Genomic DNA, 13,893 nt, shown 5'->3' on the forward strand with positions numbered 1-13,893 from the left:
TCGCCTGCTTGCATCGGCGCTACCTCCTCGGCCGGTCGCGCAGCGCATTGGAATTCGCCGGTCGTCTCCGCATGGCCGCCTACGGCCGGAACAGCCGTTTCCATACGAGATGGACCGGCAAGTAGGCGACCAGGGGCAGGAGCACCATGTACAGGCCGAGATACATGCGTGGCGGCAAGATCTTCTGCGGCTCCGGACCAAACCCGTGCACCCAGTTGATGTTCTCGTCGGGCCGGGTGAACCAGTAACTTGCAACCAGTACCACCCAGGCGAGAGCGGTCTGCGCTTTTGAACGCGCGGCGGTCGTAGCCTTGCCGGATCAGCATGAAAATAATGATGACCGGCATGAACAAATGAAAGCCGGACAGCGCCCTCGCATATGCGGGCTCGCTTGGATCGAACATGTAGGCAGCGAGCCCGGTCAGCTTGCCGCCGGTCACGAAGTCCGCCAACCAGGCGAACTCGAGCGGCAGAACGCCGACTGCCATCATCGAATAGAGGAGTCGGCTGCCGGTCCACAACGCGATCAGCACGGCAAAGAGCGCAATATCGGAGAACCACAGGAAATTGCCGGGCCGTATCGCAACCAGTATACCGGCGTGAGCACGGCGACAAAAAGCGTATAGGGCAGAGTGATCCAGAGCGGGTATTTGGGGATCGGGGCTTTACTGCGCTGCTTTGCCGCCATGGCTGGCCCTTTCGCGGACTGGCGCGGCGGCAAAACGCCAATCGTAGGCGCAAGGACTGCTCTCGAGCCATCAATGGCTTCGCCGCCTGGGCTCAATCAGCTTTATCGATCCTGGATCCTTTATGCTCGCGAAGGTCTCGAAACCGACTGAGGTGAACGCGCGGATCTCGGGGATAAATGTTTGCAGCCTCATAGCGTTCCATGGGCCGCCGCTTCAGCCGCCCGTCGGGCTAAATGGAGGGCCGAAGTCCTCGTCGATCAGCCGCTCATTACTCGGCCTCAGCCTCGCCGTAGCCACCGTCAGCCAAGCTGACGAGCCCCTCACGGTCGCGGGTTCGAGTCCAATGCGTGGGCAGAAAATAGAAAAAGTAATGACACTTAAGCGATGGATTTGGTGGGCCCGGAGGATGTTTGGAAATGATGGAAATTCAAGTACTTGGAGATCAGTGGGAGAAATTTTCGTTCAAATCTCTTCCAATGTTTTTCGATGTTTTTCGATGTTTTTGTCCCACCACCAACGATGTAACGCGATGCCCGTTCGCAATGAGTCCTGCATGCTCTGCGGGACGAAAAACGCGTCAGAGAAGCAGCCGCTGGTGCGTTGTCGGCAAGATGCGGATCATATCCGCAGTAGGATGAACCTGCCGGGCCGGCGTGTCTATCTTCTGAGGCTGACCGGTGCTGGCGGCGCGCTCGATGGCAAGCAGGGCGCGCACGTCGGCAAGCCCCTCTCCCCCATCCGGTTCAGGCGGTTGTGCGTTCAGGATGCAGTCGGAGAAATACGCGGTCTGTCCGGCGAAATGGTCTGTTTGCGGGAACGTCTTTTCGGTACTGATGTCGCGATGCCGAAGCTTCATTCGCACGGCAGTCTCGAAACGGAAGCCCGGGTCGGCCGTTACGCTCCCCTTCGTTCCGGCCACATGGTAAAAATCCGAATTGTCCGCGCCGAAGCTGGCAATGAACTGTGCAAGCCGGCCCTCGGGGAAGCGCAGCGTCACGGCAATGCTCTCCTCGACCGCCCCGACGACGGCGCTGCCGTTGCCGAAACTCTTTACCGCGACTGCCTCGATCGGCTCGGCGGCAAAGATATGGCGCGCGGCATTCAGGCAGTAGACGCCGATGTACTGCAAGGGACCGCCCCAATAGCCGGGTTTGAGACGGTGATTGTCGGGCGACGCCACGAATGAGAAGACCGCGGCAAAGATGCGGGGATCGCCGATCTCGCCGCTGCGGATATGCTCCAACAGCTCGACAGTGCCGGGCTCGTTGTGCAGCCGATACGCGGTCATCAAGTAGGTACCGCTCTCCTTGGCGGCGGCGATCATCGCCTCGCATTCCGCCTCGGTTGTGGCTAGCGGCTTCTCAACAAGCGCATGCTTGCCGGCTCTTAGGGCCTGGATCGCATAGTCGGCGTGCAAGGAGTTCGGCAATGCCACATAGACCGCATCCGCGACGTCCGATGCGAGCATCTGGACGTACTGCTCGTAGCTGAAGACATGTTCCACGCCGTAGAATTCGGCGAGCTTCGCGGCGTTTTTGGCCGAGCCGCTGACGATCGCAGTGATCGTCGAGTTTCCGGTCTGGGACACACTCGGCAAGAAGGCTTCCTGTGCAATCCAGCCCGCGCCCACCACGGCATATCGTATCTTTCTCAATTGGTCCTCCGGATGGGATCACTCCCGGCACTTGTCCTCAATGATGTGGCCAGCGGAGCGTCTCAGATGCCTGACGGCGCGGTCGATTTGAGCCAGTCGCCCGATGGGTTTGTTGTCGCCTCTCAGGGGGCAAAGGCGGGCGAGAGTCTCCCCTCGCCCGCCGCAGAGTTGTGCGCCTCGCCTACTTTGCGATGCAGGTGTCGGCGGTTTCGGGGGTGCAGACGTCGAGGCCGGTGTAGGTCGGGTCGTCCGGCGCCGGCTTGCCGTCCTTCATGTCCTTCAGCGCCAGCATGGTCTTGTAGCCCATTTCGAACGGCCGCTGTCCGACCTGGCCTAGCGACAGGCCTTCCTTCATCTGGTCCATCTGCACCGGCAGCGTGTCGGCGACGACCAGCGCCAGCTCCTTCTTGGCAATCTTATCCTTGTACGGCTCGACCGCAGCGCGATTGGCATCCGGTATGAATTGCGGAAAGCCGCCTGTCGGGACGAAGGCGTCGAGGTTTGGCGTCTTCGCCATGAAGTCCTGGAACTGCTGAACCGACAGAGGGAAGTCGTCGTTGGTATAGAGCGGGCAGCCCGGCGCTTCGGTCCAGCCGTTCTGGCCGGTCAGGGCATCACCCGGCGAGGCGGCCGACTCCTTGCCAGCCAGCGTATCGCGTATGCCCTTCATGCGCTCATTGTGGTTGGCCGCGGCAGCACCGCCCGACTGGATGCAGATGGTGCCGCCGCTCGGCTTGATGGTCTGCACGATCTTGGCGAGATTGACGCCGATCTCGTAATTGTGGGTGCCGACATAGGCAACACGCAGGTCCTTGTTCTCCGGCAGCACGTCCGAGTCCCAGGTAAGCACGGGAATACCTGCTTCCTTGGCGGCCTCGAGCGCGACGGCCATTGCCGCGGCGTTCGAAGGGGCCACGGCGATGCCGTCGACCTTCTTGGCCACCAGATCCTGCACGATCTGCACCTGCTCATCGCCGCCGCCATGCTCGCCGGGGCCGATATACATGCATTCGAAGGCGCCGTTGGCTTCCGCTTCCGCCTTCTTGCAGCCGTCACGGGCCTGGTCAAAGAACGGGTTGTTCATGTTCTTCGGCACAAGCGCGAAGACATACTTTTGCTGCGCATAGGCCTGCCCTGCCATCAGCGCGGAAAACGCCACAGCAGCCGTCAAAACATATTTCTTCACTGGTTCCTCCACATTGTTACTGACAAATGCCGGCAGCCGCGCCGCCGGATATCTAGCCGCGTTTCCAAGCGAACATGCCTGCCAGCATCGCCATCAAAGACTTTCCGCTGGTCTGCATGCCCAGAAGCACGGCGAGAATAATGAAGGCGCCGACGAAGGCACCCTGCCAATTCGAATCGATACCGGCCATCAGCAACGCGTTGCGGATGACTTCCAGGAAGGCCGAGCCGATCACCGCGCCGAACGCGGTGCCGTATCCGCCCATCAGGCTCGCGCCGCCGATTACGGTGCCGGCGATGACGCGCAACTCGTAGCCGGTGCCCATGGCGTTAATGGCCGAGCCGCTGTAGCCGAGCAGCAGAAGCGAGGCGATGGCAGCACAAAAGCCGGAGAAGACGTAGGCTTGAAACTTGACCAGGTCCACCGGCACGCCGGTCAAGCGGGCGGCGTGCTCGTTACCGCCAATCGCGAAGAGGTGGCGGGCCCAGGCAGTAAAGATGAACACAAAGCCGACGATGAACGACAGGATCAGCATCACCCAGAAAAGCGAGGACAGTTCCGGTATCCAGTGCGGCACCCAGCCGTCCGGCGTGTGCCGCGGCCACTTCGCCTGCCCGATCGCCTTCACGATCGGCGCGTCGGGGCCGAACTGGTAGAGCATCTGGTTGCCGGACAGCACAACTGCCAGCGAGCGGGCGATCGACAGCAGGCCCAGCGTCACCACGAAGGACGGCATGCCGATATAGGCAACGAAGAAGCCGTTAAAGGCTCCACAGGCGATGCCCGCGAGCAGACCCGCGCCAAACGCCACGTACCAGGGCTGGTGCCAAGTGAGCAGCAGGCCGGCGACGATGGCGACCAGACCCATCACAGAGCCGACCGAGAGATCGATGCCGCCGGTGATCAGCACCACCGTCATACTCAGCCCCATAATGGCGATAGGCGCAAAATTGCGGGTGATGTTGGTAATGTTGTCGGATGTGCCGAAGCTGGGCTCCAGCCACGTCATAAAAACCACCAGCACGAACAGCGCGATTGCGACCCAGAAGGCCTGGCTGGCCACCATCTTCTGGAAAACGGTTTGCTCTTTTATGCCGACCACATCGCCGATCGACGCATGGCCTTCTGTCAGCGTGTCGGTTTGACTATGCATCACGGATTGCTCCCGTAATCAGGCCGGTGATCTCCTCCGGCGATGTCTTCTCCGTTGCCTTGTCGGCCACTTTCGAGCCGCGCCTCAGCACGATGATGCGGTCGCAGACCGCGAAAACATCCGGCATGCGGTGGCTAATGAGCATTACCGACACACCCTGCGATTTGAGCCGCCGGATAAGCTCTAGAACCTCCGCCACTTGGCGGACTGAAATCGCCGCGGTTGGCTCATCCATCAACACCAGCTTGGAGTTGGAGAGCCGGGTGCGGGCAATGGCGACTGCCTGCCGCTGACCGCCTGACATTTTCTTGACCAGATCGCGCGGCCGCGTCTCCGACTTCAGCTCCGCGAACAGCTTTGCCGACCGGTTGATCATCGCCTGCTTGTCGAGCACGCGGAGCGGCCAAAACCCTTTCTTCATTTCGCGGCCGAGAAAGACATTTTGGGCGGCCGTCAAATTGTCGGCCAAAGCCAAGTCCTGGTAGACGACCTCGATCCCCTCGCCCCGTGCCTCGATCGGCTTATGGAAATGGCAGACCTTGCCGTCCACGGCGATCTCGCCATCAGAGGGCGGGAAGTTCCCCGCAATCAGCTTCACCATGGTCGATTTCCCGGCGCCATTGTCGCCCATCAGGCCGACCACCTCGCCGGCCGCGACCGAAAGGCTGACATCTGACAAGGCGCGGATTGCACCGAAGCTTTTCGAGACGCTTCGCACGTCGAGTACAGACATGGCTCTCCTCCCTGTGCGACGTCGGTTTGAGCACTCAGCCGACGTGCTTTTCTCTTATTGCAATTATTATTGCAAGATTTACAAATATGCAACGTTTATTTCAGGTGCATCGAGGGGCGGTGACGAATTTCTACCTCGCATCCGTCTGTTCTCAGCCACTTGCTCTCCCGGGCCGAGGCCTGAATTGCCTCCACCAATTCCTGGATGCGTTGGCCGGCCCGGAAGCCGAAAGGCTCGTCTCGCTTCCCGGCGATCGCATCGACGAACCGCGCCACCTCGATAGCCTTCAGATCGTTGAAGCCGAGCTGGTGGCCCGGTGCGACGCAGAAGAGTCCATAGGGATCGTGATCCGGACCGGCCTCGATGCGCCGAAAGCCACGCCGACCGCCCGGATCGGCCGTGCTGTAAAAATGCAGCTCGTTGAAGCGCTCCTGGCTGAAGACGAGCGCTCCCTTGGCGCCATAGACCTCGAAATCGTGCTGCATCTTGCGGCCAGTGGCGACCCAGCTGGCTTCGATGCTGCCGGACGCGCCGTTCGCGAAGTGTAGAAACGCGCGACCGATGTCGTCGACCTCGACGATCCGGCGCCCGCCTCGACCATCGGGCCGGCTCGCGACGACCGTGACTGAATCGCCCAAGACTTGCTCTATCGGGCCAAGCAGATACTCGGCTGTGGCCAGTGCATGGCTGCCCAGATCGGCCAAGGCGCCGCCGCCGACAGGGTCGTGCCGGAACGTGAACGGGCCTTCCGCATCCGCCATGTAGTCTTCGGCGTGAATGCCGCGATAGCTGCGGATCTCGCCCAACTCGCCCTCGCGGATCATGTCCCGCGCCAGCGCGAACAGCGGACTGCAGAGATAGTTGAAACCGACTTGCGTTCTGACGCCGGCCGCTTCCGCCGCTTCGGCCATTTGCTGGGCATCCCCCGCGAGCGGCGCCAAAGGCTTCTCGCAATAAACGTGCTTGCCAGCGGCAATGGCGGCGAGCGCCATCTCCTTGTGGAAGGCGTTCGGCGCCGTGATATCGATCACGTCGATCTCAGGATCCTCGACCAGACGCCTCCAGTCTCCGCTGGCCCGCGTGAAACCCAGTGTCGATGCGGCCTGTGCTGCGAGCTCGTCGGTCCTGTCCGCGACAGTGTGAAGAACCAGTTCGTAGGGCAGATCAAAGACACGCTGTGCAGCGGCAAAGCCGAAAACATGGGTTTTGCCCATGAAGCCCGTGCCGATCAGGCCGATTCTGAGTTGAGGTTTCTTACCGGCCATTCAACTCGGCTCCGTTTACCACCAGCGCCGAGTCGATCCGCCCGGCGAAAAAATCGAGCACATTCTGCACCGACGAGATCGCCATGCGTTCGCCGCATTCAGCGGTCAGGCCGGCGATGTGCGGGCTCAGGACCACCTGGTTCAGGGCAAAAAGGGGGTTGTCGGTTGCTGGCGGTTCGTCGTCGAAGACGTCGATACCAGCTGCGGCAATGCGGCCGTTCTGCAGCGCCGAAATCAGCGCTGCCTCGTCCACGACGCCCCCACGCGCGGTGTTCACAAGGATGGCGGTGGGCTTCATGACCGCAAGCTCCTGCGCACCGATTACTGGCCGGTCGGCTTTCGGCACGTTGACGGAAACCGCATCGGCCCAGCGAAGCCCGTCGCGCAGGTTGCTAGCTGGCGCAACTTGCCCCTCCGGCCAGCCTTGTTTTTCGAGAAACGGATCATGCGCCCGCACGTCCATGCCGAACGCAGCCGCCATGCGCGCCAAGTGCCGCCCTATTCGGCCATACCCGACAATCAGAAGCCGTTTTCCGGAGAGCTCACACGCCTCCAGTCTGTTCCGCCAGCCCCAGTTGCCTTCACGCACGGAGCGGTCGGCCCGGATCGCCCGCTTGGCCGCAGACAGAAGCAGCATCATGGCGTGTTCTGCAACCGAGACAGAATTGACGTCGCCCACGACGGCCAGCGCGATCTTTCGCTGATTGAGAGAGGCCAGATCCACGGCGTCATAACCGACGCCATGGCGGGAAACGATCTTCAGCTTTTCCGCCAGCGCGACGGTCGGCGCCGACAGCGGCTGGGTGCGGATAACGAGACCGTCGGCCTTGCCGATCAGCGGAGCATAGCTCGGCTCGGAAACCTCCTCGACATAGTCGTAGGTGACGCCGGGCGACGCATTGAGAAGTTCGATGCCGCTCTGATGAAGCTTTCCGGCGACTAGGAGGTGTGGCATCAATAGCCGCCCTTGCCGCGTTCAGCAGACACGGCTTTCGCGCCTGTCAGGTCACGAAAGCGGGCAACGCTCGCCTGAGCCGCGGCTGCGAGCAGTCGGGAGTCGCCCGAGACGGTCGTCATGTCGAAGCCCCATTCGATGGCGCGTGCGGCGTAGTCGGCCGTGCCACAATGGAGGGCAGCGCGTTTGCCATGCCCCTTGCAGGCCGCGACTATGGTGCGCAGCGTCTCAACCATCTCCGGCTCCTCACGGTCGAAGCCCGGCGTGAGACGGCCCTGGTGCAGGCTGAAGGTGAGGTCAGCGGGGCCGACATAGATGCCGTCGAGGCCTGGCGTCGCGGCGATCCCCTCGAGATTGCGCATCGCGTCGGTAGTCTCGACCATGGCGAACGCCAGGATCTCGTCATTGGCCTCCGCCGCGTAGTTGGCGCCCGCCGAGAAGTTGGCGCGAGTCGGGCCGAAGCTGCGCTGGCCGGCGGGCGGATAGCGCAGGTAGCTGACGAACTCGGCCGCCTGTTGGGCCGTGTTGACCATCGGACAGATAACGCCGTAGGCGCCGGCGTCCAGTACCTTCATGATGATGCCCGCCTCCAGCCACGGCACGCGCGCCATAGGCACGACGCCCGAAGCGCGCATCGCCTGGAACATCGGAAGCAGCATCGAATAGTCGAGCGCGCCGTGCTGGACGTCGATGCTGACGCTGTCATAACCCTGCGCGGCCATGATCTCGGCGGTGAATGGATTGCCGATCGAGAGCCAGCCATTGATGGTCGGCCTGCCGTCGGCCCAGATCTGCTTGAGCTTGTTCTTGATCAAGGCCACCTCCTCAGAACACGATCTGCGCGAGCTTGGTGTCGAGGTAGTCGCCGATCCCCTCGCTGCCGCCCTCGCGACCCATTCCGGAATAATTCGTGCCGCCGAACGGCGCTTCCGATGCGGCGAGAGCGAAGCTGTTGATGCCCACCATGCCTGCCTTCAGTTCGGCAACGGCGTGGCGCGCCCGTTTCGGGCTCGAGGTGAAGGCGTAGGCGGACAGCCCCATCGGTGAAGCGTTCGCGCGCTCCAGAACCTCATCGTCCGATGAGAACCGGGTGATCGCCGCGATCGGGCCGAAATTCTCCTCGGCAAAGACCCGCATGTCGTCGTCGACATCAGTCAGCACCGTGGGCTCATGAAAATGGCCGGCATTGAACGCCGCGGCGCGATGACCGCCCGCGACCAGCTTAGCGCCTGCCTTCACTGCGTCCGACACGGTGCTCTCGACCTCGGACAGCCGGCCGGCATTGATCAGCGGCCCCATCTGCACGGACGGGTCGAGCCCGTCGCCCAGTTTCAACCCCTGGGCTCGTTGAACGAAGCCCTCGACGAAAGCGTCGTGCAGTTTTTCGTGGACGAAGAACCTGTCGGGCGTGACGCAGACCTGCCCCGCATTGGCGTATTTGGTTGGCACGGAAGCGCCGAGGGCGGCGTCCAGGTCGGCATCGTCGAAAACGATCAGCGGCGCGTTGCCGCCAAGTTCCATGGAGACCTTCTTCACTGTGTCGGCGGCATCGCGGATCATCTGTTGGCCGACACGCGTCGAGCCGGTGAGGGAGACCTTGCGCACTGCCGGCGAGGCCATGATGGGCGCATAGGTCGTGCCCGTGGGTCCAACGACCAGGTTGACGGCGCCGGCTGGCAGATTGCCGGCGCGGATGCAGTCGACCATTAGCATCGCCGTCCCCGGCGTCTGGCTTGACGGCCGGACAATGGTCGAGCAGCCGGCCGCCAGTGCCGGCGCCACCTTGCGGGCGACCAGCGCTGCCGGAAAATTCCAGGCAGTGAAGGCGGCGGCGATCCCGACCGGCTCGTGCAGAACTTCGAACCGACCGCCGGGCACGCGCGATTCGATGACGCGCCCATAGATCCGGCGGGCTTCCTCGGCGTACCAGCGAAACTGGTCGATCGCGAGCCCCCATTCGCGCTCGGACTGGGCAATGGGTTTGCCTGTCTCGCTGGAGATCATGCGCGCGGCCTCGTCTTTGCGGCGGATCATCTCGTCCGCGACGGCATGCAAGGCGGACGCGCGTTCGAAACCGCCCTTGGATTTCCAGGCGGAAAACCCACGGGCTGCACTATGCAGCGCTTCTTCCGTGTCGGCGCACGTGGCGACGGGAACCTCGCCCAATGGCTTTTCCGTCGCCGGACTCATGACGGGTGCTGTTCCACCGTCAGACGCCTTGCGCCACTTGCCATCGATGAACAGTCCGAAACTCGCGTACATGGCTTATCCGATCTCGCTGACCTTCACAGAGCGGCCTTCGACCGCCGATTTCATCGCCGCTTCGGCAAGAACCAGCGCGCGACGCCCGTCCTCGAAGCCGACCTGCGGCGCCTCGCGCTTCTCGACGGAGGTGACGAAGGCGTCGATCTCTGCATCGAAGGCTTCGCGGTATCGCTCGATGAAGAAGTCGAGATAAGGCGCGGCGGCTTCGGTTCGCGCGACCGAGTAGCGGCGCAGTTCGTGAGGCTTCCTGTTGCCGCTGATCACCATGCCGGTGCTGCCTAGCAGCTCGACGCGCTGGTCGTAACCGTAGGTCGAGGTGCGGGAATTGTTGATGTGGCACTGCTTGCCGCTTCCCGTGCGCATCACGACCATGACGCTGTCGTAGTCGTTCAGCTCCGCCATCATGGCCGGATCGATCAGCCGTCCGCCGACGGCGAATACTTCCTCCGGCTCCTCCCCCAGCATGAAGCGGGCAAGATCGAAATCGTGGATCGTCATGTCGCGGAAAAGCCCGCCCGCAGCCTCGTAGTAGGAGCGAGGCGGCATGCCGGGATCACGCGAGGTGATGATGACCTGGTGCAATTCGCCGATCTCGCCGGATCGTGCGGCGTTCCACGCCGCACGATGACCGGGATCGAAACGCCGGTTGAAACCGATCTGGACCGGCACGCCCTTGGACCGGATCGCGTCTGCGCAGCGGTTTACCCGCTCCAGGCTGAGGTCGATCGGCTTCTCGCAGAGCACGGGTTTGCCAGCGGCTACAGCCTTTTCGATGTAGTCGGCATGCGTGTCGGTCACCGTGGCGACAAGGACCGCGTCCACATCCGCCGAGGCGAATACCTCGTCGGCCGACGCCGAAGCGCGAACGCCGTGCCGCGCCGCGACAGCCTCTGCTGACGATTTGTCGATGTCATACACGGTCGCCAATTCCGCACGAGGATGCGCCGCGATGTTCGCGGCATGCATCCTGCCGATCCGGCCACAGCCAAGCACTGCAATCTTGAGCAACTAATCCTCCCGGTTTCGAATTTTTGCAATGATCGTTGCAAACATATTGATTTGTCAATAGTCATTCCGTATAGAGTTGGAAAGACCGTCGTTAGGGAGGAGAAAAAGATGACCAGGGCCACCGTCCGTCTGACCATGGCGCAGGCACTCGTGCGCTATCTGTGCAACCAGTTCACGGTCGTCGACGGCGAGAAAGCTCCGCTGTTTCCCGGCGTCTTTGCCATCTTCGGCCACGGCAACGTGACCTGCCTTTCCGAGGCGCTCGAGGCGGTAAAGGATGTGCTGCCGACCTGGCGCGGCCAGAACGAACAGTCGATGGCGCTGGCGGCGGTCGGCTTTGCCAAGGCGAAACGCCGGCGTCAGGTCATGGTGGCGGCGACCTCCATCGGCCCTGGCGCATTGAACATGGTGACGGCAGCGGGTGTCGCCCATTCGAACCGGCTGCCGGTGCTGATGCTGGCCGGCGACACCTTCGTCAATCGCCGGCCCGATCCGGTCATGCAGCAGGTCGAGCACTTCGGCGACCCGACCATCAACGTCAATGACGCCTTCAAGGCGGTCACGCGCTACTGGGATCGCATCGTCCATCCCGAACAGATCATCTCGTCGCTGCCGCAGGCGGTTGCGGTGCTGCTCGACCCCGCCGATTGCGGGCCGGCCTTCATCGCCTTGCCGCAGGACGCGCAAGAGATCGCCTGGGAGTATCCGCAAGCCTTCTTCGAACCGACGGTGCATGCGGTGCCGCGCCCCCGGCCCGATCGGAGCCGGCTCGCTGAGGCGACGCGCCTCCTCAAAGGCGCCAAGCGGCCGCTGATTATCTCGGGTGGCGGAGTGCGTTATTCCGGTGCCGAGAAGGTTCTTGGCGATTTCGCCGAAAGGCATGGGATCCCGCTGGCGGAGACGATTGCCGGCAAGGGCGCGGTCACGCACGACCACCCCGCGCATGTCGGACCGATCGGCATCGTCGGCTCAACCTCGGCCAACGCGCTGGCGGCGGAAGCCGACGTGGTCATCGCCGTCGGCACCCGGCTCATGGACTTCACCACCGGATCCTGGAGCGCCTTCTCCGCCGACGCGAAATTCGTCTCGGTCAATGCCGCACGCTGGGATGCCACCAAGCACCGGGCACTCGCTGTCGTCGGAGATGCGCTGGAGACGGTAAGCGAACTCGAGGCTGGCCTTGGTGACTGGAAAGCCGAAAGTGCCTGGACCCAGAAAGGCAAGGTCGAATTCGCCAAATGGAACTCGATGCTCGACGGCTTCCAGAAGCCGACCAATGATCCCGTGCCGACATACGCTCAGGTCGTGGGCGTGGTGAACGCTAAGGCGGGCGAACGTGACCTGCTGATCACGGCGGCCGGCGGTCTGCCGGGAGAGGTGATGAAGAACTGGCGGGTGAAGGAGCCGAACACCTTTGACTGCGAGTTCGGCTTCTCCTGCATGGGCTATGAAATCTCTGCCGGCTGGGGAGCGGCCATGGCCGACCCCTCGCGCACGCCAATCGTCATGATCGGCGACGGCACCTACATGATGATGAACTCCGACATCTATTCGTCGGTGCTCGCCGGCCATAAGATGATTCTCGTGGTATGCGACAATGGCGGCTATGCGGTGATCAACCGGCTGCAGAACGCCAAGGGCGGCGCCTCCTTCAACAACCTTATCAAGGACTGCCGGGTCAGGGAGCCGTTCTCGGTCGACTTCGCCAAGCACGCGGAAGCCATGGGCGCGCTGACACGGCGTGTCGAAAGCCTTGCCGATCTCGGCCAGGCGATCGAATGGGCGCAGACCACCGACCGCACCACCGTCATCACCATCGTCTCCGACGCCTTCACCTGGACGCCCGGTGATGCGTGGTGGGACGTCGGGGTGCCGCAAGTCAGCGACCGCGAACAGGTTCGCGAGGCCCATTCCGCGCAAACCGAAGGCCGCAAACGGCAGCGCATAGGTGTCTGAGTTTGTCGGGCGCCCCGGGGGCGTCCTCTGCCGGAACGATGCGACACTCCCTGAGCATTGTTTCGGCAGTTTTTTTCTTGGCGCCAGCAGTCAGCGGCCTCAGTTGGAATGATGATAGGAGATGAAGATGAGAGCCAAGCTTGGCATCGCGCCGATCGCCTGGTGGAATGATGACCTCCCCGAATTGAGCGACGACGTTTCGCTGGAGGAGTGCCTGCGGCAGGCCCGCGAGGCCGGCTTCACCGGCATGGAGACCGGCCGCCGCTTCCCGATGGACGCGGCCGTGCTTGAGCCCATCCTGAGGCAGCACGGCATGAGCGTCTGCGGCGGCTGGTTCTCCGGTCGCTTGCTCGTCGGCGACATCGATGAAGAGAAGGACCGCATCGCCGCGCAGATGGAGTTGTTCAAGGCAACCAACGCGCCATGCATCGTCTATGGCGAGACGGGCCGCACGATCCAGGGCGAACGCGGAACGCCGCTGGCCATGCGCCCGCGCCTCGATGAGGATCAGATCAAGGCCTATGGCCGCAAGCTCACCACATTCGGCGAATGGTGCGCGGATCAGGGCATGCCGATTTCCTACCACCACCACATGGCCGCGCCGATCGAAAACGAACAGGACGTCGATCTGCTGATGAAGCATTCCGGAGAGGGTCTGCCCCTACTCTACGATGCCGGCCACATGGCCTTTGCTGGTGGCGACGTGCTGCGGGTGGTCGACAAGCACCACGCCCGCATTTCGCATGTACACACCAAGGACATCCGCCAGGCGGTCGTGGACGGGCTCGACCGCAGCCGGGAAAGTTTTCTCGACGCGGTGGTCAAGGGAGCCTTCACCGTGCCCGGTGACGGCTCGCTCGACTTCGAAACGATTGTCAAGCGCTTGGCGAGCCACGGCTACGAAGGCTGGTTCGTCGTCGAAGCCGAGCAGGATCCCGTCAAAAGTCCGCCGCTCGAAATGGCCAAGATAGGGCACAAGGAATTGCTGCGCGTGATGGCCGCGGGTGGCTACACTGTGGAGAGCTAAAG

Annotated in this window: 13 protein-coding genes; 3 read left to right on the forward strand and 10 right to left on the reverse strand. The window is 62.7% G+C overall.

The annotated features are described in order from the left end of the window. Window positions 1–79: 79 nt before the first annotated feature. A complete protein-coding gene (locus ACWUKX_RS18860; protein ID WP_456008369.1) occupies window positions 80–265 on the reverse strand; it encodes a hypothetical protein in 186 nt (61 codons plus the stop codon). A 46-nt stretch (window positions 266–311) separates the two neighbouring features. Between ACWUKX_RS18860 and ACWUKX_RS18865 the strand changes: the two genes are divergently transcribed. Further along, window positions 312–626, forward strand: coding sequence for a hypothetical protein (locus ACWUKX_RS18865; RefSeq protein ID WP_456008370.1), 315 nt, complete (start codon window positions 312–314; stop codon window positions 624–626). A 640-nt stretch (window positions 627–1,266) separates the two neighbouring features. Here ACWUKX_RS18865 and ACWUKX_RS18870 read toward each other — a convergent pair. The 9 genes from ACWUKX_RS18870 to iolG form a co-directional block, all read right to left on the reverse strand. Further along, the gene (locus tag ACWUKX_RS18870; protein ID WP_456008372.1) at window positions 1,267–2,343 is read right to left on the reverse strand and encodes a Gfo/Idh/MocA family protein; all 1,077 of its coding nucleotides are present in this window, start codon (window positions 2,341–2,343) and stop codon (window positions 1,267–1,269) included. Between the two features lie 181 nt (window positions 2,344–2,524). Next, window positions 2,525–3,529: a substrate-binding domain-containing protein gene (locus ACWUKX_RS18875; protein WP_456008374.1), complete on the reverse strand. Its 1,005-nt coding sequence runs from the start codon at window positions 3,527–3,529 to the stop codon at window positions 2,525–2,527. Between the two features lie 52 nt (window positions 3,530–3,581). After that, the gene (locus ACWUKX_RS18880) at window positions 3,582–4,682 is read right to left on the reverse strand and encodes an ABC transporter permease (RefSeq protein WP_456008459.1); all 1,101 of its coding nucleotides are present in this window, start codon (window positions 4,680–4,682) and stop codon (window positions 3,582–3,584) included. Then, window positions 4,675–5,415, reverse strand: a complete 741-nt coding sequence (locus ACWUKX_RS18885) for an ATP-binding cassette domain-containing protein (RefSeq protein WP_456008376.1) — start codon at window positions 5,413–5,415, stop codon at window positions 4,675–4,677. Before ACWUKX_RS18885 ends, ACWUKX_RS18880 begins: the two co-directional genes overlap by 8 nt. Before the next feature lie 95 nt (window positions 5,416–5,510). Next, a complete protein-coding gene (locus ACWUKX_RS18890; protein WP_456008377.1) occupies window positions 5,511–6,680 on the reverse strand; it encodes a Gfo/Idh/MocA family protein in 1,170 nt (389 codons plus the stop codon). After that, window positions 6,670–7,635, reverse strand: a complete 966-nt coding sequence (locus ACWUKX_RS18895; protein ID WP_456008378.1) for a hydroxyacid dehydrogenase — start codon at window positions 7,633–7,635, stop codon at window positions 6,670–6,672. The genes ACWUKX_RS18890 and ACWUKX_RS18895 overlap by 11 nt, the downstream gene beginning before the upstream one ends. Continuing rightward, window positions 7,635–8,450, reverse strand: coding sequence for an HpcH/HpaI aldolase family protein (locus tag ACWUKX_RS18900; protein ID WP_456008379.1), 816 nt, complete (start codon window positions 8,448–8,450; stop codon window positions 7,635–7,637). The genes ACWUKX_RS18895 and ACWUKX_RS18900 overlap by 1 nt, the downstream gene beginning before the upstream one ends. 10 nt (window positions 8,451–8,460) lie before the next feature. Beyond that, window positions 8,461–9,897, reverse strand: coding sequence for an NAD-dependent succinate-semialdehyde dehydrogenase (locus tag ACWUKX_RS18905; RefSeq protein WP_456008380.1), 1,437 nt, complete (start codon window positions 9,895–9,897; stop codon window positions 8,461–8,463). 3 nt (window positions 9,898–9,900) lie between these two features. Next, window positions 9,901–10,908 (reverse strand): inositol 2-dehydrogenase, encoded by a 1,008-nt coding sequence (gene iolG / locus ACWUKX_RS18910; protein WP_456008381.1) that lies wholly within the window; start codon window positions 10,906–10,908, stop codon window positions 9,901–9,903. Between the two features lie 108 nt (window positions 10,909–11,016). On the opposite strand from iolG, the gene iolD reads away from it, so the two are divergent. After that, window positions 11,017–12,864 (forward strand): 3D-(3,5/4)-trihydroxycyclohexane-1,2-dione acylhydrolase (decyclizing), encoded by a 1,848-nt coding sequence (gene iolD / locus ACWUKX_RS18915; RefSeq protein ID WP_456008382.1) that lies wholly within the window; start codon window positions 11,017–11,019, stop codon window positions 12,862–12,864. 127 nt (window positions 12,865–12,991) lie between these two features. Further along, window positions 12,992–13,891: a myo-inosose-2 dehydratase gene (gene iolE, locus ACWUKX_RS18920; RefSeq protein ID WP_456008383.1), complete on the forward strand. Its 900-nt coding sequence runs from the start codon at window positions 12,992–12,994 to the stop codon at window positions 13,889–13,891. The last annotated feature ends 2 nt before the right edge of the window (window positions 13,892–13,893 follow it).

This window comes from Mesorhizobium sp. f-mel (assembly GCF_053850215.1).

Coding starts and splice junctions, on each gene's coding strand:
- ACWUKX_RS18880 (WP_456008459.1), bottom strand. CDS start 4,682: ATGCATAGTCAAACCGACACGCTGACAGAAGGCCATGCGTCGATCGGC.
- ACWUKX_RS18885 (WP_456008376.1), bottom strand. CDS start 5,415: ATGTCTGTACTCGACGTGCGAAGCGTCTCGAAAAGCTTCGGTGCAATC.
- ACWUKX_RS18890 (WP_456008377.1), bottom strand. CDS start 6,680: ATGGCCGGTAAGAAACCTCAACTCAGAATCGGCCTGATCGGCACGGGC.
- ACWUKX_RS18895 (WP_456008378.1), bottom strand. CDS start 7,635: ATGCCACACCTCCTAGTCGCCGGAAAGCTTCATCAGAGCGGCATCGAA.
- ACWUKX_RS18905 (WP_456008380.1), bottom strand. CDS start 9,897: ATGTACGCGAGTTTCGGACTGTTCATCGATGGCAAGTGGCGCAAGGCG.
- iolD (WP_456008382.1), top strand. CDS start 11,017: ATGACCAGGGCCACCGTCCGTCTGACCATGGCGCAGGCACTCGTGCGC.
- iolE (WP_456008383.1), top strand. CDS start 12,992: ATGAGAGCCAAGCTTGGCATCGCGCCGATCGCCTGGTGGAATGATGAC.